We start from the raw sequence: 20,922 nt of genomic DNA on the forward strand, positions 1-20,922 counted from the left end.
GCGCTGAATGGTGCGCAATAAAGCAGCGGGATAGTCAGGCAGGCCGAATAAGGCTGAGGTGGTTATACAGATGCAGCACATGGGCCTGGGCGTAATCGGTATGGCTTAACGCGCCATAGGCAAAGTGCGGCTGCAACTCGCCCTGAAACGCAGCGAAATCAGCAAAGGCCTGCTGCAAACGCTGCAGCGCTTGGGCTTGCGTGGCTGGCGTATTTAGCGGTGCTGCGCCCGGGATGGCCTCATCCAGCGGATGACGCATGGCCCCACGCGCGGCAAAGACGCTGAACGCCAGCGGACCGACGCTGCTGCGAAACCAGCCTGGCTTGAGTTCGGGATAACCGCTGATGGAGTACTCGATGCTCTGCGCGCAGTGGTTGAACACCTCAGCCGGAGTCCAGCCCTTGAGACTCGACAACGGTTTATCGACCAGCCCGGCCAGCACCTGCTGCGCGCCGCCCAGGCTCAGGGCCGCCGGTGCCTCGCCGCTGGGCAATGCCCAGAACCCGGCGCCCAGAGCCGCCACACCGCCCAAGGCGGCTCCTTTCAGGACAGTGCGTCGCTGCATATTGCGGCCTCCAGCCGTTCACGGAATTGCAGATAATGAGCGAGCACCTGATCCGGCGCTTCGGTCTGCGGGTAATGGCCGATCAGCTCCAGCAGCACGGTGTCCGGTTGGGGGATCAGCTCGCGGTAGCGCGCAACCATATGCGCGCCAGAAATCGGGTCAACAGCGCCGTCGATCACCCGCATCGGCACCGCAGTAGCCTGCATCGCCGCAACCCAACGATCGCGGTTGACGCGGCGGTCGAGGATATAACGGATCAGTCGATGCATCACTGCGGGGCCATTATTGGCGGCAATCAGGCTCCAGAAATCATCCAGCTCGCGGGCGCTTGGCTGGGTGTGCGGCCCGAATACCTGGGCAAAGCTCTGCGCCAGCTTCTTGCGGCTGAACAACCGGCCGATCAGCGGGCCAATGGGGCTGAGCAGCAACTTCTGCACCAGTACCGGATGATGGGTTTCCGGAAACAACCCGCCGTTGAGAAACACACAGCTGGCCAGCGCGATGCATCCGTCCTGATGACGCGCCAGCAGCTCCTGCGCCACGCTGTCGCCGTAGTCATGGGCCAATACATGCAGCGGGCGCGACTCGCCCAGATGCGCCAACAGCGCCTGTTGCAGATCGGCCTGCTCAAGCAGGCTGTAATCATGGCCACGTGGCTTGGCCGAGTCACCGAAACCGAGCATATCGCAGGCAATCAGCCGGTAACGCGCGGCCAGCGGCGCCCACAGGTAATGCCAGTCCCAGCTGGCAGTGGGAAAGCCATGGATCAGCAACAACGGCTCGGCAGCGGGATCGCCCGCCGTCCAGTAGCGAATAGGTTGACCGTTAAAGCTGAAGTCGCGGCCCTGAACGCGCCAGGCCTCCAGGGCGATGCCTGGCAGCGCACTCATGCGGCGTAACCAGGCATCTGCTGATCGAGCTTGCGCAGCAGCGCCGGCCACGGCAATGCGCCGCCCATGCCCTGCGGGCTTTTCATCACCCCGGCGATCATCGCGCGGGCACCGTCGAGCACCTGTTGCGGGATATGGATCAGCTCAGAGCCGCCGCTCTGCGCCATCACCTGAATCTCGCAGGCGCGCTGCAGGGTGAACATGCCGAGGAAGGCATCGGCGATGCTGCCGAAGGCGGTGAGTAGGCCGTGATTGGGCAGGATCATAAAGTTCTTGTCGCCCAGGTCCGCCTGCAGCCGCGACTTCTCGTCATGGTTCAGCGCCACGCCTTCATAGCCGTGGTAAGCCAGGCTGGCGAGGACGAACAGCGACTGCTGCGACAGTGGCAGCAAACCCTGCTTCTGCGCGGACACCGCAATCCCCTGCGGGGTGTGAATATGCAGCACGCAACCAACATCGTGGCGCACCTCGTGCACGGCGCTGTGGATGGTGTAGCCGGCCGGGTTGATGTCGAACGGACTGTCCATCAGCTTGTTGCCGGCCAGGTCGATCTTCACCAGGCTGGAGGCGGTGATCTCATGGAACATCAGGCCGTAAGGGTTGATCAGGAAATCTTCGCTGCCGGGAATCTTCGCCGAGATATGGGTGAAGATCAGGTCATCCCAGCCATACAAGGCGATCAGCCGGTAACAGGCGGCGAGATCCACCCGGGCCTGCCATTCGGCGGCGGAGACCTGATCCTTGAGGCTTATAACAGGCAGAGCGTGGGCTACGGTCATGGTGAATTCCTCGGCTGTTCTTGTTATGGAGTGCCAAGGAGTCTAGCGAGGGATGCCGCAAAGGTGAGTCGCTCTGGCGGCCAGCATGGTGGCCTTGCGAGTCAAACCAGCTCGGGATGCAGCTGCGCCAGCATGGGCCAGTCGCACTGCGCCTGAGGGTCATCACTGAGCAACTGGAAGCCGGCGAAGTCAAAACCTGGCGCCACCGTGCAGCCAACCAGAGTAAATGCCCCGGTACTGCGCGCCGCCTGCCAGGCGTGGGCCGGCGCCAGGCGCTGCGGCAGTTGACCGATAGCCACCGGGCCCAGGCGCGCGCAACGCACCGCATCAGGTTGCTCGGCGATCAGCAGCTCCAGCGGCGCGCCTTCATAGAAGTGCCAGAGCTCATCGGCATCCACCCGATGCCAACGGCTGACCGCGCCGGCCGGCAACAGAAAGACGATGGCCGTGGCACACAAGCGGCCACTGTCCAGCCGCGCAGAGGATTCGAACAGCCGGCGGTAATAGCCGCCTTCGGGATGCGCCTGTAGTTGCAGCGCCTCGATTAGCTCCAGCGCGCGCGGATGCATCAGCCTTGCAGCGCCGTAATAAAGTCCGCCAGCCAGGGCTCGGCGTCGCTTTCCGGGGTCACGCTTTCGCTGCTGTCGAGGCGCAGCATCGGCTGCACTTCACGGATGCCCAGCTCGGCATACAGTTCGCGCACCAGTTCGCCACCGCCACAGAAGGTATCGCCATAACTGGAATCGCCCAGGGCAATCACCCCGCCCGGCAGCCCGCTCCAGGCCGGCAGATGGTCACGGATAGCGAAGTACAGCGGCTGCAGGTTATCCGGCAGTTCGCCCATGCCGGTGGTCGAGGTCACAGCCAGAAATGCTTCAGGGGCAAAGGCCTGAATATCCGCCAGGCTGGCGCGCGGATTATGCCAGGCCTCATGGCCGGCGGCCTTGAGCAGACGCTCGGCGTGGCGGGCAACTTCCTCGGCGGTGCCGTACACCGAGCCGGAAAGAATGGCGATTTTCATGCAGAACTCCGAAACAGTCAGAACCAAATCGATAAGCCCGGCATTATGCCGCAAGTAGACAGCCCGCCCGGATGTTTTAGAATGCAGCCGACATAGCCTGGGAAATCGCCTCATGATCAACGCCAAACTGCTGCAACTGGTGATCAACGCCTCCAACGACGGCATCGTGGTGGCCGAACAGGAAGGTGACGACAACATCCTGATCTATGCCAACCCCGCCTTTGAAAAACTCACCGGCTACGCCAGCGAAGACATCCTTTATCAGGACTGCCGCTTCCTCCAGGCCAATGACCGTGACCAGCCAGGCCTGGCCGCCATCCGCGAAGCGGTCAAGGCGCACCGCCCGTGCCGACAGATCATCCGCAACTACCGCAAGGACGGCACGCCGTTCTGGAACGAGTTGTCGATTACCCCGGTGGTCAACGACGCCGACCAGCTGACCTACTACATCGGCATCCAGAAAAACGTCACTGAACAGGTCCAGGCCCAGGAGCGCGTCAAGGAACTGGAAGCCGAATTGGCCAGCCTTAAGGCCGAACTGGCGCGTCTGCAGCCGACGACCGGCCGTAACTAATCCCCAGACCAGCGGTCACAACAGCTTCTAGGGATTGATGTAGACCGCTTCCATGCAAGAACAGGCACTCCTGACCCAGGCAGAATTGGCCTTTATCCGCCAATTGCACCAGCCCGCAACGACCGAGCAGCGCAGCCAACCGCGCCTGCCGATGGATATTGCCAAGCAGCTCAGCGAACTGCTGTCGCACTACACGGCCAATGAGCCGCTGAGCCTGCACGCGCATATCGCCAACCAGCATCTGACCTTTGATCTGCACGTCCGCCAGGACGAGCAGAACGCACCTTGCCTGCAACTCAGCGCTCCGCAGATTTTCGATGAAGGTGAAATCAACCGCGCCTGGCGCTCGCCCCTGCCTGAGCCTTTGCCGCTGCACACGCCCAATGCGCGGCCCAGCGACCTGTGGATTCATCAGCTGTCGATGAATGGCGCACTGATCGAACACCGTGCGCGGAATAAAGCGCCCAAGCGTTTTCAGCTGTTATTGCCGGTGGACGAATACACACCAATCGCCGTGAACGGGGTTTTCGTCCGTGAAACCGAGAACGGCCTGCTGGCCTACCAGCTGCACACCCTGGACTCGCACAGCGATGAGCTGCTACGTCAGTTTATCTACCAGCAGCATCGCCTGCAGGAACAGCGCCAGCCCTCGCTCTAACCCTCAGCCTTTATTTCAGGCAAAAAAAGACCCGCAATCAACGCGGGCCTAAAGTGCAGGCGAAACGCCTGCAGCAGGGATAAAAAAATCCGATAGCCGAAAATGGGCGGAACTGATGGCTACCGGATTGCGCAGTCGTTAGGCAGCGAACTCCTCTTCGCTAAACGCCATCAATGTCGATTTACCGGCCTTGACCTCCGCCAGCAGGCTGTCGGTTTCAGTCAGGATGCGCGCCATAAAGAAATCCGCAGACTTCAACTTGGCGCCGTAAAACAGGGTTTCCGTGCTGCCGGCTGCCAGTTTGGCCTTGGCCACCGCCGCCATGCGCGCCCACATCCAGGCCAGGCTGGTCAGGGCAAACAGACGCAGATAAGGCGTAGCGGCCGCACCGGCCTGCTCGGGGTCTTTCATGCCCTCGCTGGCAATCCAAAGAGTGGCCTGCTGCAACTGCTTGAGCGCCGCGCCCACTGCGGCAACGTGCTCAGCCTCGGCGTTGGCCTTGAGCCAACCCTCGACCAGGGCAAAGTAATTACGCACCGCGCGACCGCCGCCCAGGCCTAGCTTGCGCCCGACCAGATCGAGCGCCTGAATGCCATTGGTGCCTTCATAGATACGGGTAATCCGCGAATCACGCACCAGTTGCTCGATGCCCCAGTCCTCGGTGAAACCGGAGCCGCCCAGCACCTGCAAGCCTTCATTGGCGCAGTTGAAACCTTCATCGGTGAGGAAGGACTTCACCACCGGCGTCAGCAGTTGCACCAGATCATCGGCCTGCTCGTGTACCGCAGGGTCTTCGTGATCATGGGCGACGTCTTCATGCAGACCGGTGAAATACGCCAGCGCGCGGCAACCTTCGATCATCACCTTCTGGCGCAGCAGCATACGACGCACATCCGGGTGGACGATGATCGGATCGGCCGGTTTGTCCACCGCTTTCGGGCCGGACAGCGAGCGACTTTGCAGGCGCTCCTTGGCGAAGCCCAGGCTGACCTGATAAGCACTTTCGGCAATACCAAGGCCCTGCATGCCGACCATCAGGCGCGCCGAGTTCATCATGGTGAACATGCACTTGAGGCCCTTGTTCGGCTCGCCAATCAACCAGCCCTGAGCGCCTTCGAAATTCATCACGCAGGTGGCCGAGCCCTTGATGCCCATCTTGTGTTCCAGGCCGCCGCAGAACGCCGGATTACGGCTGCCGTCTTCAAGAAACTTGGGCACCAGAAACAGCGAAATGCCTTTCACGCTGTCCGGGGCATCGGGCAGTTTGGCCAGCACCAGGTGCAGGATATTGTCGACCAGGTCGTGCTCACCACCGGTGATCCAGATCTTGGTACCGCTGATGGCATAGCTACCGTCGGCCTGTGGTACGGCACGGGTGCGGATCAGGCCCAGGTCGGTGCCGCACTGCGGCTCGGTCAGGCACATGGTGCCGGTCCACTCGCCGCTGATCAGTTTCGGCAGGTAGCGCTCCTGCAGTTCACGCGCGCCATGGGCGGTCAGCGCATTGATCGCACCATGGGTAAGCCCGGGGTACATGCCCAGCGACAGGTTAGCCGAGCAGACCATCTCCTCGACCATCATGTTCAGTACATGGGGCAAGCCCTGGCCGCCGAACTCAGGCGAGCAGGCCAGCGCGGTCCAGCCGCCTTCAGCGAACTGCTGGTAAGCGGCGCGGAAACCGTCCGGCGTCTTCACCGATTTGCTCTGCGGGTCGTACGTGCAGCCCTGCTTGTCGCCGGAACCGTTGAGCGGAGCCAGTACGTTTTCCGCCAGCTTGGCGGCTTCCTCCAGAATGGCGCCACCGAGGTCGTCTCCGAACTCGCGCTGACTAGGCAGCGACTGCAAGGTGGCATAAGCGTCGAGCACCTCGTCAAAAACGAAACGCATATCACGAAGGGGTGCGCGGTATTGGGTCATTTTGCTGAGTCCTCAAGCTGTACAAATGGCTACAAGCTGTACACAAACAAACAATGTATAGCTTTTGTACAGCCTAAGCATTCAGGTAGCAAGCAATTTTCTGTACAAGCTGTACAACTATTAAGAATCAACGGCAAATCGCAGGCACGCGAAAGCGCGGTCGCCAGATGGCGACCGCAACTATTCAGACGTGCTTAATAAGAGGAATCAGGTATCCAGGTGCCCAGCCAGAAACTGCTGCAGGCGGCGCTGCATCAGGCGCCCTTCGTTACCCAGGCAGGCAATTGGTGAACCGCTGAGGCTTTCCTCAGCCAGGTCGGCACCATCGCCGGCCATCACCAGCGGACAATCCAACGCCAGCGCAAGGCGGGACAACTGCTTGGGCAGGTCTTCACTAGGCGGCTGATTGGAGAACAGCACCAGCGCCTGAGGCTGCATTTTTTCGCAGATCAGGGTCAGCTCTTCCAGCGGCTGGCCCAGCCCCAGCACGCTGACGGCGGTATCGGCGCTGCTCAGCAGCAGCCCGGCCACCAGCAGCTCTAGCTCGCGGCAGTGGCCCGGCAAAGCCGCCAGCAGCACTCGCTCCTCGACCTGGGCGCGCAACACCTGCAGGCGCTGCAATGTACGGGCTCGCAGGAAGGTATCGAGAAACAGCCATTCACTGGTCTGGCCGTACTCGTCCTGCCGCAGCAACAGCTCTTGCCACAGCGGCATCAGGATGTCCTGAAACACCACGGGCAGCGGGTAGCTAGAGAAAATCTGGCCGTATAAGCGATCCAGGCGCACCTCATCGAAGGCGCTGATGGCGCGGCGCAACTGCGCTTGCCACTCGCCCCACTCACTGGCGCTGACCTCTTCATAAACTGGCGCGCTGGCGGATTTGATCGAGCTGCTTTTGGCGAGAATCTTGCCAACCTTACTCACCGCCACGCCGCGCTCGATCCACGCCAGAATGCTGCGCACCGATTCGATATCCACCTGCGAATACAAGCGATGACCGCTGTCAGTGCGGGTCGGCTGGATCAGCCCATAACGCCGCTCCCAGGCTCGCAAAGTGACCGGATTGACGCCGGTCAGGCGCGCCACCTCACGAATAGGAAATAACTCTTCCTGCTTGAGGGCACTCGAAACGAGGGACACAGCACCAACGTGATCGGACATGGGCGGAGGTATCACAGGAAAAATGTTACACGCATTGTAACTCAGCTCTTTCCGGCATACTTTGTACAAGACTTATACAAAGAGTTAGACCATGAACAAGCAACCGTGCTGGCCCCTGACCCTTTACTACGATGGCGACTGCCCACTGTGCGCTCGCGAAATTCAACTGTTGCGCCAGCGCGCAGATGTGCAGCGTCTGTGCCTGGTTGATATCGGCCTCAACGACTTCCATCCAGAGTCCATCGGCCATACCCGAGAAGCCCTGCAGAACCGTTTGCATGCCCGTTTTGCCGATGGCCAATGGGTTACCGGCCTGGATGCCACGCTGTGGAGCTGGCGCGCAGCAGGCCTTGAGCGTTGGGCTATGCCTCTGACCTGGCCGGCACTGCGGCCTTTGCTGGAACTGAGCTACCGCGCGTTCTGCTGGCTACGCCCACATCTCGACTGGCTGCCCCATCCGGATGCCAGCCGGCGCTGCAAAAACGCTGCGTGCGCCGCCAATAAAACTCCGCGTTGAAAACATCAACTCAGCTTGATCCATAGCCCCGGATCAGGCTCAAGCAGCTCGGCGCGGCCGATAAGTTCATCGTGGCTTTCCGGCTGCAGCAACAGCATCTGCCGCACTCCGCAACGGCGTAAACGCGCCTTGAGCAGCGCCAAGCCAGGCCAGAGTGAACACCCGGACGCATACTCCAGCGTGCGCATGCTGCCAGCCTGGCTGACCACCTGTACCTGATAACCACAGCAGCGCAGCGTTCGCACCTCAACATGGCTAACGCGACCACGCAGCACTGCAATACTCAACTGCCAAGGTTTCATGGCGGCGATACCTGTACAAGAAAACCAACCTTGTACACGATAAAAACAATTTTATTCAGACCTTATCTGCAAAAAATACCGATGCAGCTCAATGAAATAGGGCAAAACGCAGGAAATAGCTTAGTACCCGCACAGGGCGCATGGTTGTACAAAGCACGCTGCTGGTATAACTTTACCTCTGGTTCAGTCGAGGCCGCGCCGTACTGGTCAGGTATCCCGACGCAGCGTCGCTGAACCCACCCTTTTCTTCTGTCGAGTCAACCATGAGCGCCAGCGCCGCCCCTATCCTGATAACCGGAGCCAGCCAGCGCATCGGCCTGTACTGCGCCGAACGCCTGCTGGATGACGGCCACTCGCTGATCATCACCTACCGCAGCGAGCGCGACGGCATCGAAGCACTGAAGCAGCGTGGCGCTCTAGCCTTGCCGGCGGATTTTTCCAGCGAAGCCGGCATCCTGGCATTTATCGAACAGCTCAAGAGCCACACCGACAGCCTGCGCGCCATTGTGCACAACGCCTCCGACTGGCTGGTGGAAACGCCCGGTGAAGAGGCGGCAGCCTTTCAGCAGTTGTTTGCCGTGCATATGCTCGCGCCCTATCTGATCAATCTGCACTGCGAGACATTGCTCCATCGCTCGACGCCTGCCGACATCGTGCATCTCAGCGATGACGTCGCCCGCAAAGGCAGCGCCAAACGCCCGGCCTACTGCGCCAGCAAGGCCGGGCTGGACAGCCTGACCCTGTCGTTTGCCGCACGCTTCGCCCCGCTGATCAAGGTCAACGGCATTGCCCCGGCGCTGATCATGTTCAACCCGGAAGATGACGCCGACTACCGCAATAAAACCCTGAATAAATCGGCACTGGGCATCGAACCCGGGCCTCAAGTGATCTACCAGAGCTTGCGCTATCTGCTCGACAACCCTTACGTCACTGGCACAACACTGACTGTCAACGGCGGCCGCCACCTCAAGTGAGGTGCACCGCGAGGACCCTGTAATGAATTCTCAGATGCTTGACCACTACCGCGAAATCATCGTCGGCGTTGGTGAAAACCCCGAGCGCGAAGGCCTGCTGGACACCCCCAAGCGTGCTGCCAAGGCCATGCAATACCTGTGCAACGGCTACCACAAGAGCCTGGAAGAAGTGGTCAACGGTGCGCTGTTCGAGTCGGATAACGACGAGATGGTGATCGTCCGTGATATCGAGCTGTACTCGCTGTGCGAGCACCATATGCTGCCGTTTATCGGCAAGGCTCACGTGGCCTATATCCCGACCGGCAAGGTGCTCGGCCTGTCCAAAGTGGCGCGCATCGTCGACATGTTCGCGCGGCGCCTGCAGATTCAGGAAAACCTCACCAAGCAGATCGCCGACGCGATCCAGCAGGTCACCAACGCTGCCGGCGTGGCCGTAGTGATCGAAGCCAAACACATGTGCATGATGATGCGCGGCGTAGAGAAGCAGAACTCTGTGATGACCTCCTCGGTGATGCTTGGAGCCTTCCGCGAATCCTGCAACACTCGCCACGAATTCCTGCAACTGATCGGACGGAGCAAGTAATGCCGCGACTGGAACCTGGGATGGCGCGCATCCGCGTCAAGGACCTGCGCCTGCGCACCTACATCGGCATCAAGGAAGAGGAGATCAACAACAAGCAGGACGTGTTGATCAACCTGACCATCCTCTACCCCGCCGTTGAAGCGGTGCGCGATAACGATATCGACCACGCCCTCAACTACCGCACCATCACCAAAGCAGTGATTCGTCACGTCGAAGAAAACCGCTTCGCTCTGCTGGAGCGCATGACCCAGGAGATTCTCGACCTGGTAATGGCCAACCCGGACGTACGCTACGCCGAAGTGGAAGTGGACAAGCTGCACGCCCTGCGCTTTGCCGAGTCGGTGTCGATCACCCTCGCCGGGCACCGCTAGAAAGGCTGCTGAGAAACTCTCTGCAGATTCCCGGCGCGTCCTGCGCCGGGGCCGTTGCCGCCGGGCGGGCATGCTTCTATCATCGCCGCCAACGCCTCCCCGCCTGCCATTAGAGAGCATCGCCATGACCGAGCAAGAACGACTCGAACTTGAAGCCGCCGCCTTTCGCAGCCTGGTGCAACACCTGCGCTCACGCCCCGACGTGCAGAACATCGACATGATGAACCTCGCCGGTTTCTGCCGTAACTGCCTGTCCAAGTGGTTCAAGGCCGCCGCCGACGACATCGGCGTCGCCATCACCCCGGACGAGGCGCGTGAAGAGGTGTACGGCATGCCGTATGCCGAATGGAAAACCAAATACCAGAAGGAAGCCAGCGCCGAGCAGCAGGCCGCCTTCAGCAAAGGAAAAAAGTAATGAGCAGCCTCAACGACTTTCGCGCCAAGCTGCGCGGCGAGCACTTCACCTTCGCCGAAACCCTGGCGTTTATTGCCGAGCACTACCAGTACCAGCCCAGCGCCTTCAGCAATGGCAATGTAGCCAACGCGGCCGGGCAGAACGAAGGCTCGTGCAAAACCCTCGGCCTGGCCCTGCTCGAAGGCCTGAGCCTGGAAGAAACCCTGCTGTGCTTTGGCGAGCATTACCGCAGCGTATTGGCCACCCCGAGCGGCAGCGACCACGGCAATATCCGCGCACTGATGGACACCGGCCTGGCGGGCGTGCGCTTCGAACAGCCGTCGCTGCAGCGCAACAGCCTGTAATCACACGCGCAGAAACTTGCGCAACTGTCGGCAAAAGCTGACAGACATCACACTTAAATCCCCCTATGCTGCGCGCCATTACTTGAACGAGAACACCAGGGAAGGTGCTCCGTGCAGCGTCATTGCCGCGCCTCCCCGGTTTCTCCAACCTTACCTGGCTTGGAGTCGCTGAAATGCAGCAGACCTTGGTATGGAAACCATGGCACAACCCCGGCGTGGAAAATCTGCGCCTGAACATCGATGAACACGGCATCAACGCCACCAGTCATCTGATGCAGAGCCTGCAAGGCCACAGCATCGCTGCCACATACGTGCTCAACTGCGACCCACGCTGGCGCTTTCGGCGCCTGTGGCTGAAGGTCGACAACCACGGCCAACGTAGCCTCAACCTCAAGCGCGATATCCGTGGCAACTGGTTCCATAACGGCGAACCACGCCCGGACCTCAGCGAATGCCAGCAGGTCATGCTCTCCGAGTCACCCTTTACCCACACCCCAGCTCTGCAGCGCTGCGCCCTGGAAACCGGCCAGAGCGAACTGATGCAAGTCGCCTATGTCGACCTGCTGACGCTCAAGGTGGAAGCACGCAGCCAGCGCTACCAGCGCCTGCGCGAAGAAGGCGGGACAACCCTGTACCGCAGCGAAGCGCAGGGCAAAAAGAGCAGCGAGCTAACCGTCGATGAACACGCCTTGCTGGTCAAAGCCAGCGACCAGTTTCTGCGCATGAGCTCGCGGGACTTGAAGCTGAACACCTGGGTCTAAGAACCTGCTTACGATCTGCTGCGCGTCGGCCATCCGGCGTTAAAAACAGCCTCGGAATGCTCATTTACAACTCGTAAACTCCGCTTCCTCGGCTGTTTTTGCCTTGTCTGGCTCTAGCTCGCAAGATCGTAAACAGATTCTAAGCAGACCGCAGACAGCAAAAAGCCCCGATTCAATCGAGGCTTTTTGCATTCTCAGGCTTATTGACCGTCGAGATAACGCTCCACATCCAGCGCCGCCATGCAGCCGGCACCGGCCGAGGTGATCGCCTGGCGGTAAACGTGGTCAGCCACATCGCCGGCAGCAAACACGCCCGGCACGCTGGTGGCGGTGGCATTGCCTTCACGGCCGCCGTTGACCACCAGATAGCCGTCCTTGAGCGCCAGCTGACCCTCGAACAACGAGGTGTTCGGCGTATGGCCGATGGCGACGAACAGGCCGTCAACGCTCAACTCATCGAAGCTGCCATCGTTGTTCTTCACCCGCACGCCGGTCACGCCCATGTTGTTGCCGAGCACTTCATCCACCTCGGCATTCAGCTTGAGGACGATCTTGCCTTCGGCGACCCGCGCCTGCAGCTTGTCCTGCAGGATTTTCTCGGCGCGGAAGGTTTCACGGCGGTGCACCAGGGTCACCTTGCTGGCGATATTGGCCAGGTACAGCGCCTCTTCCACCGCCGTATTGCCGCCACCCACCACTGCTACATCGCGGTTGCGGTAGAAGAAACCATCGCAAGTGGCGCAAGCGGAAACACCCTTGCCCATAAAGCTTTCTTCACTGGGCAAGCCCAGGTAACGGGCGCTGGCACCGGTGGCGATAATCAACGCATCGCATGTGTAGGTACCACTGTCGCCGACCAGGGTGAATGGCTTGCCAGCCAGGTCCACGGCATTGATATGGTCATAGACAATTTCCGTCTCAAAGCGCTCGGCATGCTCCTGCATGCGCTGCATCAGCGCAGGGCCCGTCAGACCATGTACATCGCCCGGCCAGTTATCCACCTCGGTGGTGGTGGTCAGTTGGCCGCCGGCCTGCAGGCCGGTGATCAGTAGCGGCTTGAGATTGGCCCGCGCGGCGTAGACCGCAGCGCTGTAGCCGGCAGGGCCGGAGCCCAGAATGATCACGCGGGCATGACGATCAGCAGACATCAACAGCTCCTCCCGGCAATGCCGGCAGCAATAAAAAGGGACTTCCGCGAGTACCTAGGGGAAGGCAGTAAGATTGGAAGCCCCGCAAAGGGATGACGCGCAGCCTATGCCCGCCCAGTACATGGCGGAAATATGCTTTGCCAATCCCTTGCATAGGCAAACGCTATAACGCGCCCCGGCAATCATTAGCGCCCGTTGCAGAGGCTTTCACCTGCCACACAAAGCCGGTAAGGTCGGCGCGACTTCAACCTCGCGGAGACTCCCACCCATGCCTGCTCCCGTACTGACCGGCCCGCAATACCTCAGCGAAGGCCTGAAACTGGTCCTGAGCCCTGGCTTGCGGCTGTTTGTGCTGCTGCCCCTGACGATCAACCTGATCCTCTTCGTCGGCCTGATTTACCTGGCCATGCAGCAGTTCGGTGGCTGGGTCGACACCTTTATGCCCAGCCTGCCGAGCTGGCTGAGTTTTCTCGAATACGTGCTGTGGCCACTGTTTGTGGTACTGGTGCTGCTGATGGTGTTTTTCAGCTTCACCCTGCTGGCCAATATCATCGCCGCACCGTTTAACGGCTTTCTCGCGGAGAAAGTCGAGGTGGTGGTGCGCGGCGAAGACCCTTTCCCAGCATTCCGCTGGGGCGAACTGATTGAAATGGTGCCACGCACCCTGGGCCGCGAGATGCGCAAGCTGGGCTATTTTCTGCCGCGCGCCATTGGCCTGCTGATCCTGACTTTTATTCCGGTGGTCAATCTGATCGCTGCACCGTTGTGGCTGCTGTTTGGCGTATGGATGATGGCGATTCAGTACATCGATTACCCCGCGGACAACAACAAGATGAGCTGGCAGGACATGCTCGCCTGGCTGCGGGAGAAACGCTGGCAGAGCCTGGGCTTTGGCGGCATCACCTACGCTGCATTGCTGGTGCCAGGGCTGAATATCCTGATGATGCCGGCAGCAGTGGCCGGCGCCACGGTGTTCTGGGTGCGTGAACGCCAGGAGCAGGCGCTCACGTCCACTCGTTGAGTCCTATTGGGTAGGCTCGCTGCGCTCGAGCACCGCGCGCAGCGCCTGCATCGAGGCCTGGGATTCGCGCTCGATACGCCGGCTCAGCAACAGACGGTTGGCCAGGCGCATCAACACACCGTCGAAGCCGTATTCCAGAGTGCGGACAAACTCGCAACCGCCCTTGCCGTCCAGGCACTCGTAGGTCAGCAGCAGCCCTAGGCCGTGATCGCCTCGGGCGCTGGCCTGCCAGCGGCGTGCCGGTTGGTAGTCGAGCACATCCCAGCGCAGATGGCCGGTGCGCCCGCCAGCGTGGATATCTTCCTCAAATACTTCACCGGCGAGCAACGCGCCCTCGCGGCCCCCATCACTTACATAGATGCGCAACGAGGACGGGTGCCATTCGGGCCAGTGAATGGGGGCGGCGGCATAACTCAGCACCGCGTCGGCCGGGCGGGCGATATGCACGCGATGCTGCTGGCGGTTCTGCTGATACGCCGGCTCAGGCTCCCAGTGCAGGGTGCCGTACAGCCAGTCCATCAGTGGATGAACGATGCCGAAGTTGCGCGAATGCATCAGCTCACGACGATGGTGCAACGCATGCAGGCGGCGCATCTGGCGAATCCACGGCAGCTGCGCGACGGGGTGCTCGGCCGGCAGATGCTCGCAGGCGTGCACCACCTCGTAGCTCATATACCCCAGCAGCATGCTGCCGGCGAACAGCGCGGCAAGGTTGCCGTCGATAGGTGCCAGCAACCACCAGATGCCCAGCAGCGGCAGGCTGTAAAGCACGATCAGCCAGGCCGGAAAGAGGATCACCCGCCAGTCGCGCGGCGTCTCGTAGCGCATCTGGCCTTCGACGAAAAAGCTGTGGTGATCGCCGGTGTGGCGCTTGTAGAACAGCTGGCCGAAGCGCGTCTTGTTGTGCCCAAGGCGCTTGTGCACCTGGTACTCGCCCCAGCTGAAGAACACCAGGCTCAGCGGCACCAGCAGCCACTGCCAGAGCGCCACCGCATCCAGGGTGCGCCACAGCAGGCTGACGCAGGTCAGGCCGTAGGCCAGCACAAAGGCGGCATGCAGCCAGGGGTTGTAAAGCGGGTGGATGGCATCCCGATAACGTATGCGGAAAGCCTGGGCATTGTCGTTGTTATAGGCCACGGCGTTACTCCTGTGCGGATTGACAGCAGTCTAGGCGCGGCCAGATCATTCGAATAATGGATATTTAAAAAGAGCATTATTCTTGATAACGAATTTGCGTCAGCTGGACCTCAACCTGCTGCTGGTCTTCGATGCGCTGATGCAGGAAGGCAACCTGACCCGCGCCGCCGAGCGCCTGCACCTGAGCCAATCGACGGTGAGCAACGCCCTCGCCCGCCTGCGCCAACAGCTGGGCGAAGAGCTGTTCCAGCGCACCGCCCGCGGCATGACACCCACCGCCCGCGCCCAGGCGCTGTATGTACCAGTGCGCCAGGCCCTGCGCCTGCTGCAGACAGGCCTGGGCCCGGCCGAGCCGTTTGACCCGCAGACGCCGCATGCCTTCAGCCTGTCGCTTAACGACTACGCGCAAGCCGCGCTACTGCCCATGTTGCAGGCGCATCTGACGCGAGTCGCCGCGCAGGTCGAGCTGCTGGTGCAAGCCGATGATGCCGACAGCCTGGTGCAACGCCTGGAAAGCGGTGCTCTGGACCTGGCCATCGACTACCTGCATTTCGATTCGCCCGACCTGCACTACACGCCGCTGCGCGAAGAGCCGCTGGTGGCCATCGGCCGCGCCGGGCATCCGGCCTTTATCGGAGGGCTAAGCCTGGAGGATTACCAACAGGCGCGGCATATCACGGTAACGCCACGCGCCGGGCGTGGCTCGCCGCTGGAAATCGTCCTCGGCTCGGCCAGGGTGCGGCGGCAAGCGGCGCTGCATTTGCCCAACTACCTGCCGATCCCAGCCATCGTCGCTCAGACCGATCTGCTCGGCACCGTGCCCGCGCGCCTGGCCGAGGCTTTCGCCCCGGTGCATGCGTTGGAAATCGCGCCGCTGCCTTTCGATATGCCGCCGGTGCAGGTCAGCCTGATCTGGCATCAGCAACAGCACCTCGACCCTGCGCACGCCTGGCTGCGCCAGCAACTGATCGAGCTGCTCGACTGAAATACAAACGCAATCAAAGCGTCACAGTCATTACATAGCGGCAGCGGACACTGCTGCCATGAGCACAGCTTCCCTGCATATCGCGCTAATCAGCGAAACCTTCCCGCCGGAAATCAACGGCGTGGCCAACACCCTCGGTCGCCTGGTCGATGGCCTGCGCGGCCGTGGCCATCGCGTGCAACTGGTGCGTCCGCGGCAGAGCGTCGACCCGCGCGGCGCGGCCGATCAGGATTTATTGCTAACCCGTGGCTGGCCGCTGCCCGGCTACCCCGGTTTGCAATGGGGTCAGTCGTCGATGCACAAGCTGTTGCGCAACTGGCAACGGCAGCGCCCGGATGTGCTGTATATCGCCACCGAAGGGCCGCTGGGGCTGTCTGCCCTGCGCGCCGCGCGGCGCCTGCAGATCCCTGTAGTCAGCGGTTTTCACACCAACTTCCAGCAATACACCGGGCATTACGGCTTTGGCCTATTAACCCGCCTTCTGACCAATTACCTGCGCTGGTTCCATAACCGCTCGCAGATGACCCTGGTGCCCAGCGTCAGCCAGCAGATCGAGCTGCAGCGCCGTGGCTTCGACAACCTGGAACTGCTCTCAAGAGGTGTCGACAGCCAGCTGTTCCACCCGGCCAAACGTTGCGCGGCCTTGCGCGAGCGCTGGGGCCTGGCGGAACAGGACATCGCCATCCTGCATGTCGGCCGCCTGGCCGCAGAAAAGAACCTAGCCTTGCTCAGCAAGAGCTTTCAGGCACTGCAGCAAGCGCACCCGCAGCGGCGGCTGAAACTGATTCTGGTAGGCGATGGCCCGCAGCGCACCAGCCTCCAGCAGCAACTGCCCGAGGCGGTGTTCTGCGGCCTGCAGCGTGGAGAAGAACTGGCCGCTCATTACGCCTCGGGCGATCTGTTTGTGTTTCCCAGCCTGTCGGAAACCTTCGGCAATGTGGTGCTCGAAGCCCTGGCTTCCGGGCTTGGCGTGGTGGCGTTTGATCAAGCGGCGGCCGCGCAGCATATCCGCCACGGGCATAACGGCGCGCTGGCGGTGGCCGAGGACGAACAAGGCTTTATCGACGCCGCCAGCTGGTTGCTGACCGACCACGAGGGCCTGCGCCGGGTGCGCCTGAATGCCCGGCTGCATGCCTCACGCCAGGGCTGGCCGGCGATTGTCGAGCTGTTCGAGCAGCATCTGCGCAGCGCCATGCAGCCTGCGCAAGAGTTGCCGGCCGGCAGAACGCAGCATTGAAGAGGAACGGAAAGCTCCGTTCCTACAACCGCACATCCAGACGCTTGATCAGCTGCACACCCTGAGCGCTGATCGCCGCGCCGTAAGCCAGCACTTCAACACCGGCGCTCACCGCCTCACGCAAAGCGGCGGCATAGGCCGGGTCGATTTCTTCGGCCGGGCGCACTGCGTCGATGTCCGTCAGGTTGACGCAATACAACTGCACCGCGCGAACTCCCTCACGGGCCAGTGCAGCCAGTTCACGCAGGTGTTTACTGCCACGCTCGGTGCGCGCATCGGGAAAGGCGGCGACGCGGCTATCGGCGAACCCCAGGGTGACGCTCTTAACTTCGACAAACGCCGCGCCTGTCGGGTAGTCCAGGCGAAAATCGATGCGGCTGCGTTCCTGGCCGTAAGGCACTTCGCGCTTGAGGCTGGTAAAGCCGTTCAGCTCGGCAATCAGCCCGGCACGTAACGCCTCCTCCACCAGGGCATTGGCGCGCCCGGTGTTGATCACCGCCAGACGCCCGTGGAGCGTCTCACCGATCTCCCAGGTGCCCGGCAGCTTGCGCTTGGGGTCGTTACTGCGACTGAACCAGATGCGCGCGCCTTCACTCATGCAGTTGAGCATCGAGCCGGTATTGGCGCAGTGGATGGTCAGCAGCTCGCCGCTGGCGGTCTCGATATCGGCGAGAAAGCGCTTGTAGCGGCGCAGCAGACGGCCTTCTTCTAGCGGCGGCTCAAACTGCATGGGCCTGCCAACTGATCAGGCCACGCTTGATGCGATCCACCGCCTGCTGCAGACGCGGTAGATCCTGGGTGTAGGCAAAACGCACATGCTGCGTGGCCTGATAGCGGCCAAAATCCAGGCCAGGGGTAAAGGCCACATGCTCGGTTTCCAGAAAGTGCTGGCAGAAAGCAAAGGCATCACCGCCGAAGGCGCTGATATCGGCATATAAATAGAAGGCACCCTCCGGCTCCACAGCGATCTTGAAGCCCAGCTCACGCAGCGCGGGCAGGAGGAAATCGCGGCGGCGCTGGAACTCATGGCGGCGCTGCTCGAGGATGTCCAAGGTCTGCGGCTGGAAGCACGCCAAGGCAGCATGCTGGGCCATGCTTGGCGCGCTGATATAGAGGTTCTGCGCCAGCTTCTCCAGTTCCGGCACCGCAGCCGGTGGCGCCACCAGCCAACCCAGACGCCAGCCGGTCATGCCGAAATACTTGGAAAAACTGTTAAGTACAAAGGCCTCATCGTCCACTTCCAGCACGCTGGCAGCGTCCACGCCGTAGGTCAGGCCGTGGTAGATCTCATCCACCACCAGATGGCCGCCGCGCGCCTTCAGCGCCTGGGACAACCCGCCCAGCTCATCTCGGCTAAGCAAGGTGCCGGTCGGGTTGGCTGGCGACGCCACAAGTGCGCCGACGCTATCCTGATCCCAATAACGCTCGATCAGGTCGGGCGTCAGCTGATAACGCACATCCGGGCCAACCGGCACCAGCTGCGCCGCGCCTTCGACCAGGCGCAGAAAGTGGCGATTACAGGGGTAACCGGGGTCGGCCAGCAGCCAGTGCTTGCCGGGGTCAACCAACAAGCTGGTGGCCAGCAGCAAGGCGCCCGAGCCGCCCGGGGTGATCAGAATGCGCTGCGGATCGATATCCAGACCGTAACGTTGGCCATAGAAACTGGAAATCGCCTCGCGCAGGGCCGGCAGGCCGCGCGCGGCGGTGTAACGAGTATGCCCATCGGCCAGGGCCGCCTGCCCTGCAGCGACAATCGGCGCGGCGGTGGTGAAGTCCGGCTCACCGATTTCCAGGTGAATCACATCATGGCCGTCGGCCTGCAACTGATTGGCACGAGCCAGCAGCGCCATCACGTGAAAAGGTTCTATGGCGCGGCTGCGCGCACTGTAGGACTGGGCCATGGGACTGTCTGCGTGGGAGATAAGCCGCGGATTCTAAAGCATACCCGGCGCAACCACGACAACCGGGAGTGGCGCGGCGGGAGTTGTTCTGGTAAGTTCGCCCGCTTGCAGCCGCAGGGCCAGTTCTACTCGACGTAGAACGGGCAAGGGACACCGTCCTGCGCAGTGGATTAGAAGAGTGAGAGGCGGTCATCCATGCCCACCAAAGCAAAAGCAAAAAGCAGCCAACTGACTCGTGGTTTCGAGCCCTATAAAGAAACAAAGGGTGAGGAATACATGGGTGAGCCGATGCGCGCCCACTTCACCGGCATCCTCAACAAGTGGAAGCTGGAATTGATGCAGGAAGTTGATCGTACTGTGCACCATATGCAGGACGAAGCAGCCAACTTCCCCGATCCGGCGGATCGCGCCAGCCAGGAAGAAGAATTCAGCCTGGAACTGCGTGCCCGTGATCGCGAGCGCAAGCTGATCAAGAAGATCGACGAAACCCTGCAACTGATCGAAGACAACGATTACGGCTGGTGCGATTCCTGCGGCGTCGAAATCGGCATCCGCCGCCTCGAAGCCCGCCCCACCGCCACCCTTTGCATTGATTGCAAAACCCTGGCGGAAATCAAAGAAAAGCAGATCGGTTCCTGATCTGACCCAGAGGGTGCTTCGGCACCCTCTGTTGTTTCTGTCTCCCTGTGTGTGCCAGACATGAACACACCCGCCTATATTGGCCGCTTCGCCCCCACCCCTAGCGGTTATCTGCACTTCGGCTCACTGGTCGCAGCTCTTGCGTCATACCTCGACGCGCGGGCGGTAAATGGCCGCTGGCTGCTGCGTATGGAAGACCTCGACCCGCCACGGGAAGTCGACGGTGCCCAGGCCGGCATTCTCAGCACCCTGGAAAGCTACGGCTTCGAATGGGATGGCGAGCTGGTGCGGCAAAGCGAGCGCCACGGCGAGTACGCCGCGCTGGTCGAACGCCTGCTCAGTCAGGGCCTGGCCTATGCCTGCACCTGCTCACGCAAGCAACTGGAAGGCAGCCAGGGCATTTATCCCGGCACCTGCCGCAACGCTGGCCACGGTTTTGCCGATGCCGCGATTCGCCTGCGCGTGCCGGAACTGACCTACCACTTTGTCGACCGGGTGCAGGGCGACTACCGCCAGCACCTGGGCCGCGAGGTGGGCGACTTTGTGATTCGCCGCCGTGATGGCCTGTATGCCTACCAGCTGGCCGTGGTGCTCGACGATGCCTGGCAGGGCGTGACCGACGTGGTGCGCGGCGCCGACCTGCTCGACTCCACCCCGCGCCAGCTGTACCTGCAGGAGCTGCTCGGCTTCGCGCAACCGCGCTACCTGCATGTGCCGCTGATTATCCAGCCGGATGGCCACAAGCTGGGCAAATCCTACCGCTCGCCACCGCTGCCAGCCGACCAGGCCACTCCGCTGCTGATCCGCGCCCTGCGCGCGCTGGGCCAGACCTTGCCGGACGGCGCCAGTTTCGGTCAGCCCGCTGAGCTGCTGCGCTGGGCCAGCCAGCATTGGGATGCCACTCGCATTCCGCGCAGCCTGACGCTCGCAGAAGCCCAACTTCGCTAAGCGCCTAAGCATTTCGTTCTATGTCCTCTAGCGAACAGACGCCAGCTAGAGCCCTGCTGTAGGGTGCTGGGAAT

General features: G+C 61.6%; 26 protein-coding genes. 14 read left to right on the forward strand and 12 right to left on the reverse strand.

The features are described from left to right. Window positions 1–34: 34 nt before the first annotated feature. The 5 genes from ACQ4LH_RS10505 to ACQ4LH_RS10525 all read right to left on the reverse strand — a co-directional run bounded on the left by ACQ4LH_RS10505 (window position 35) and on the right by ACQ4LH_RS10525 (window position 3,255). Window positions 35–565 (reverse strand): DUF1569 domain-containing protein, encoded by a 531-nt coding sequence (locus tag ACQ4LH_RS10505; RefSeq protein ID WP_430697115.1) that lies wholly within the window; start codon window positions 563–565, stop codon window positions 35–37. Beyond that, window positions 544–1,455 carry an alpha/beta fold hydrolase gene (locus tag ACQ4LH_RS10510; RefSeq protein WP_430697116.1) on the reverse strand — a complete coding sequence of 304 codons (912 nt, stop codon included), beginning with the start codon at window positions 1,453–1,455 and terminating at the stop codon, window positions 544–546. Before ACQ4LH_RS10510 ends, ACQ4LH_RS10505 begins: the two co-directional genes overlap by 22 nt. Continuing rightward, entirely contained in the window at window positions 1,452–2,234 is a 783-nt protein-coding gene (locus tag ACQ4LH_RS10515; RefSeq protein ID WP_430697117.1) for a class II aldolase/adducin family protein, read from the reverse strand. The genes ACQ4LH_RS10510 and ACQ4LH_RS10515 overlap by 4 nt, the downstream gene beginning before the upstream one ends. A 101-nt stretch (window positions 2,235–2,335) precedes the next feature. After that, window positions 2,336–2,803, reverse strand: a complete 468-nt coding sequence (locus tag ACQ4LH_RS10520) for a cupin domain-containing protein (protein ID WP_430697118.1) — start codon at window positions 2,801–2,803, stop codon at window positions 2,336–2,338. Further along, a complete protein-coding gene (locus ACQ4LH_RS10525) occupies window positions 2,803–3,255 on the reverse strand; it encodes a flavodoxin (protein ID WP_304867009.1) in 453 nt (150 codons plus the stop codon). The genes ACQ4LH_RS10520 and ACQ4LH_RS10525 overlap by 1 nt, the downstream gene beginning before the upstream one ends. Window positions 3,256–3,367: 112 nt before the next feature. Here ACQ4LH_RS10525 and ACQ4LH_RS10530 point away from each other — a divergent pair, with 112 nt between their 5' ends. Then, window positions 3,368–3,829, forward strand: a complete 462-nt coding sequence (locus tag ACQ4LH_RS10530; RefSeq protein ID WP_430697120.1) for a PAS domain-containing protein — start codon at window positions 3,368–3,370, stop codon at window positions 3,827–3,829. Between the two features lie 52 nt (window positions 3,830–3,881). Beyond that, complete coding sequence (locus ACQ4LH_RS10535) at window positions 3,882–4,487, forward strand: hypothetical protein (RefSeq protein ID WP_430697121.1); 606 nt, start codon at window positions 3,882–3,884, stop codon at window positions 4,485–4,487. Between the two features lie 138 nt (window positions 4,488–4,625). On the opposite strand, the gene ACQ4LH_RS10540 is transcribed toward ACQ4LH_RS10535, so the two are convergent. Then, window positions 4,626–6,404, reverse strand: a complete 1,779-nt coding sequence (locus tag ACQ4LH_RS10540; protein WP_430697122.1) for an acyl-CoA dehydrogenase C-terminal domain-containing protein — start codon at window positions 6,402–6,404, stop codon at window positions 4,626–4,628. Window positions 6,405–6,611: 207 nt separating this feature from the next. Further along, the gene (locus ACQ4LH_RS10545) at window positions 6,612–7,565 is read right to left on the reverse strand and encodes a MerR family transcriptional regulator (protein ID WP_430697123.1); all 954 of its coding nucleotides are present in this window, start codon (window positions 7,563–7,565) and stop codon (window positions 6,612–6,614) included. A 91-nt stretch (window positions 7,566–7,656) separates the two neighbouring features. Between ACQ4LH_RS10545 and ACQ4LH_RS10550 the strand changes: the two genes are divergently transcribed. Then, on the forward strand, window positions 7,657–8,082 hold the full coding sequence (locus ACQ4LH_RS10550) for a thiol-disulfide oxidoreductase DCC family protein (protein ID WP_430697124.1): 426 nt from the start codon (window positions 7,657–7,659) through the stop codon (window positions 8,080–8,082). Window positions 8,083–8,087: 5 nt separating this feature from the next. Here the strand turns inward: ACQ4LH_RS10550 and ACQ4LH_RS10555 are convergent, their stop codons facing one another. Further along, the gene (locus ACQ4LH_RS10555; RefSeq protein ID WP_430697125.1) at window positions 8,088–8,384 is read right to left on the reverse strand and encodes a DUF6482 family protein; all 297 of its coding nucleotides are present in this window, start codon (window positions 8,382–8,384) and stop codon (window positions 8,088–8,090) included. Window positions 8,385–8,647: 263 nt separating this feature from the next. On the opposite strand from ACQ4LH_RS10555, the gene folM reads away from it, so the two are divergent. The 6 genes from folM (at window position 8,648) to ACQ4LH_RS10585 (ending at window position 11,832) form a co-directional block, all read left to right on the forward strand. Beyond that, on the forward strand, window positions 8,648–9,358 hold the full coding sequence (gene folM, locus ACQ4LH_RS10560) for a dihydromonapterin reductase (RefSeq protein ID WP_430697126.1): 711 nt from the start codon (window positions 8,648–8,650) through the stop codon (window positions 9,356–9,358). A 34-nt stretch (window positions 9,359–9,392) separates the two neighbouring features. Then, window positions 9,393–9,941 (forward strand): GTP cyclohydrolase I FolE, encoded by a 549-nt coding sequence (gene folE, locus ACQ4LH_RS10565; RefSeq protein WP_430697260.1) that lies wholly within the window; start codon window positions 9,393–9,395, stop codon window positions 9,939–9,941. Next, window positions 9,941–10,312 (forward strand): dihydroneopterin triphosphate 2'-epimerase, encoded by a 372-nt coding sequence (gene folX / locus ACQ4LH_RS10570; protein WP_090375336.1) that lies wholly within the window; start codon window positions 9,941–9,943, stop codon window positions 10,310–10,312. Before folE ends, folX begins: the two co-directional genes overlap by 1 nt. Window positions 10,313–10,436: 124 nt before the next feature. Next, window positions 10,437–10,727 (forward strand): DUF1244 domain-containing protein, encoded by a 291-nt coding sequence (locus tag ACQ4LH_RS10575; protein ID WP_397495014.1) that lies wholly within the window; start codon window positions 10,437–10,439, stop codon window positions 10,725–10,727. Then, window positions 10,727–11,071, forward strand: a complete 345-nt coding sequence (locus tag ACQ4LH_RS10580) for a HopJ type III effector protein (protein ID WP_430697127.1) — start codon at window positions 10,727–10,729, stop codon at window positions 11,069–11,071. Before ACQ4LH_RS10575 ends, ACQ4LH_RS10580 begins: the two co-directional genes overlap by 1 nt. Window positions 11,072–11,244: 173 nt before the next feature. Next, on the forward strand, window positions 11,245–11,832 hold the full coding sequence (locus tag ACQ4LH_RS10585; protein WP_430697128.1) for a putative glycolipid-binding domain-containing protein: 588 nt from the start codon (window positions 11,245–11,247) through the stop codon (window positions 11,830–11,832). Window positions 11,833–12,032: 200 nt separating this feature from the next. Here ACQ4LH_RS10585 and trxB read toward each other — a convergent pair whose 3' ends face one another. Continuing rightward, window positions 12,033–12,980, reverse strand: coding sequence for a thioredoxin-disulfide reductase (gene trxB, locus ACQ4LH_RS10590; protein ID WP_430697129.1), 948 nt, complete (start codon window positions 12,978–12,980; stop codon window positions 12,033–12,035). A 268-nt stretch (window positions 12,981–13,248) separates the two neighbouring features. On the opposite strand from trxB, the gene cysZ reads away from it, so the two are divergent. Beyond that, window positions 13,249–14,001: a sulfate transporter CysZ gene (gene cysZ / locus ACQ4LH_RS10595; RefSeq protein WP_430697130.1), complete on the forward strand. Its 753-nt coding sequence runs from the start codon at window positions 13,249–13,251 to the stop codon at window positions 13,999–14,001. A gap of 3 nt (window positions 14,002–14,004) precedes the next feature. Here the strand turns inward: cysZ and ACQ4LH_RS10600 are convergent, their stop codons facing one another. Further along, complete coding sequence (locus ACQ4LH_RS10600; RefSeq protein WP_430697131.1) at window positions 14,005–15,138, reverse strand: SRPBCC family protein; 1,134 nt, start codon at window positions 15,136–15,138, stop codon at window positions 14,005–14,007. 82 nt (window positions 15,139–15,220) lie between these two features. Here ACQ4LH_RS10600 and ACQ4LH_RS10605 point away from each other — a divergent pair, with 82 nt between their 5' ends. Together ACQ4LH_RS10605 and ACQ4LH_RS10610 are read left to right on the forward strand one after the other, a co-directional pair. Continuing rightward, window positions 15,221–16,123 carry a LysR family transcriptional regulator gene (locus tag ACQ4LH_RS10605; RefSeq protein ID WP_430697132.1) on the forward strand — a complete coding sequence of 301 codons (903 nt, stop codon included), beginning with the start codon at window positions 15,221–15,223 and terminating at the stop codon, window positions 16,121–16,123. A 58-nt stretch (window positions 16,124–16,181) separates the two neighbouring features. After that, window positions 16,182–17,360: a glycosyltransferase family 4 protein gene (locus ACQ4LH_RS10610; RefSeq protein WP_430697133.1), complete on the forward strand. Its 1,179-nt coding sequence runs from the start codon at window positions 16,182–16,184 to the stop codon at window positions 17,358–17,360. Between the two features lie 22 nt (window positions 17,361–17,382). On the opposite strand, the gene sfsA is transcribed toward ACQ4LH_RS10610, so the two are convergent. Together sfsA and ACQ4LH_RS10620 are read right to left on the reverse strand one after the other, a co-directional pair. Continuing rightward, window positions 17,383–18,090 (reverse strand): DNA/RNA nuclease SfsA, encoded by a 708-nt coding sequence (gene sfsA, locus ACQ4LH_RS10615; protein WP_430697134.1) that lies wholly within the window; start codon window positions 18,088–18,090, stop codon window positions 17,383–17,385. Next, the gene (locus ACQ4LH_RS10620; RefSeq protein WP_430697135.1) at window positions 18,080–19,261 is read right to left on the reverse strand and encodes a pyridoxal phosphate-dependent aminotransferase; all 1,182 of its coding nucleotides are present in this window, start codon (window positions 19,259–19,261) and stop codon (window positions 18,080–18,082) included. The genes sfsA and ACQ4LH_RS10620 overlap by 11 nt, the downstream gene beginning before the upstream one ends. A gap of 195 nt (window positions 19,262–19,456) precedes the next feature. On the opposite strand from ACQ4LH_RS10620, the gene dksA reads away from it, so the two are divergent. Both dksA and gluQRS read left to right on the forward strand, forming a co-directional pair. Next, window positions 19,457–19,900: an RNA polymerase-binding protein DksA gene (gene dksA, locus ACQ4LH_RS10625; RefSeq protein WP_090251641.1), complete on the forward strand. Its 444-nt coding sequence runs from the start codon at window positions 19,457–19,459 to the stop codon at window positions 19,898–19,900. A 60-nt stretch (window positions 19,901–19,960) separates the two neighbouring features. Then, entirely contained in the window at window positions 19,961–20,848 is an 888-nt protein-coding gene (gene gluQRS, locus ACQ4LH_RS10630) for a tRNA glutamyl-Q(34) synthetase GluQRS (RefSeq protein ID WP_430697136.1), read from the forward strand. Window positions 20,849–20,922 lie beyond the last annotated feature (74 nt).

It is taken from the genome of Pseudomonas peli, from assembly GCF_050563605.1.
Lineage (GTDB): Bacteria > Pseudomonadota > Gammaproteobacteria > Pseudomonadales > Pseudomonadaceae > Aquipseudomonas > Aquipseudomonas peli_A.

Coding starts and splice junctions, on each gene's coding strand:
- ACQ4LH_RS10505 (WP_430697115.1), bottom strand. CDS start 565: ATGCAGCGACGCACTGTCCTGAAAGGAGCCGCCTTGGGCGGTGTGGCG.
- ACQ4LH_RS10510 (WP_430697116.1), bottom strand. CDS start 1,455: ATGAGTGCGCTGCCAGGCATCGCCCTGGAGGCCTGGCGCGTTCAGGGC.
- ACQ4LH_RS10515 (WP_430697117.1), bottom strand. CDS start 2,234: ATGACCGTAGCCCACGCTCTGCCTGTTATAAGCCTCAAGGATCAGGTC.
- ACQ4LH_RS10520 (WP_430697118.1), bottom strand. CDS start 2,803: ATGCATCCGCGCGCGCTGGAGCTAATCGAGGCGCTGCAACTACAGGCG.
- ACQ4LH_RS10525 (WP_304867009.1), bottom strand. CDS start 3,255: ATGAAAATCGCCATTCTTTCCGGCTCGGTGTACGGCACCGCCGAGGAA.
- ACQ4LH_RS10530 (WP_430697120.1), top strand. CDS start 3,368: ATGATCAACGCCAAACTGCTGCAACTGGTGATCAACGCCTCCAACGAC.
- ACQ4LH_RS10535 (WP_430697121.1), top strand. CDS start 3,882: ATGCAAGAACAGGCACTCCTGACCCAGGCAGAATTGGCCTTTATCCGC.
- ACQ4LH_RS10540 (WP_430697122.1), bottom strand. CDS start 6,404: ATGACCCAATACCGCGCACCCCTTCGTGATATGCGTTTCGTTTTTGAC.
- ACQ4LH_RS10545 (WP_430697123.1), bottom strand. CDS start 7,565: ATGTCCGATCACGTTGGTGCTGTGTCCCTCGTTTCGAGTGCCCTCAAG.
- ACQ4LH_RS10550 (WP_430697124.1), top strand. CDS start 7,657: ATGAACAAGCAACCGTGCTGGCCCCTGACCCTTTACTACGATGGCGAC.
- ACQ4LH_RS10555 (WP_430697125.1), bottom strand. CDS start 8,384: ATGAAACCTTGGCAGTTGAGTATTGCAGTGCTGCGTGGTCGCGTTAGC.
- folM (WP_430697126.1), top strand. CDS start 8,648: ATGAGCGCCAGCGCCGCCCCTATCCTGATAACCGGAGCCAGCCAGCGC.
- folE (WP_430697260.1), top strand. CDS start 9,393: ATGCTTGACCACTACCGCGAAATCATCGTCGGCGTTGGTGAAAACCCC.
- folX (WP_090375336.1), top strand. CDS start 9,941: ATGCCGCGACTGGAACCTGGGATGGCGCGCATCCGCGTCAAGGACCTG.
- ACQ4LH_RS10575 (WP_397495014.1), top strand. CDS start 10,437: ATGACCGAGCAAGAACGACTCGAACTTGAAGCCGCCGCCTTTCGCAGC.
- ACQ4LH_RS10580 (WP_430697127.1), top strand. CDS start 10,727: ATGAGCAGCCTCAACGACTTTCGCGCCAAGCTGCGCGGCGAGCACTTC.
- ACQ4LH_RS10585 (WP_430697128.1), top strand. CDS start 11,245: ATGCAGCAGACCTTGGTATGGAAACCATGGCACAACCCCGGCGTGGAA.
- trxB (WP_430697129.1), bottom strand. CDS start 12,980: ATGTCTGCTGATCGTCATGCCCGCGTGATCATTCTGGGCTCCGGCCCT.
- cysZ (WP_430697130.1), top strand. CDS start 13,249: ATGCCTGCTCCCGTACTGACCGGCCCGCAATACCTCAGCGAAGGCCTG.
- ACQ4LH_RS10610 (WP_430697133.1), top strand. CDS start 16,182: ATGAGCACAGCTTCCCTGCATATCGCGCTAATCAGCGAAACCTTCCCG.
- sfsA (WP_430697134.1), bottom strand. CDS start 18,090: ATGCAGTTTGAGCCGCCGCTAGAAGAAGGCCGTCTGCTGCGCCGCTAC.
- ACQ4LH_RS10620 (WP_430697135.1), bottom strand. CDS start 19,261: ATGGCCCAGTCCTACAGTGCGCGCAGCCGCGCCATAGAACCTTTTCAC.
- dksA (WP_090251641.1), top strand. CDS start 19,457: ATGCCCACCAAAGCAAAAGCAAAAAGCAGCCAACTGACTCGTGGTTTC.
- gluQRS (WP_430697136.1), top strand. CDS start 19,961: ATGAACACACCCGCCTATATTGGCCGCTTCGCCCCCACCCCTAGCGGT.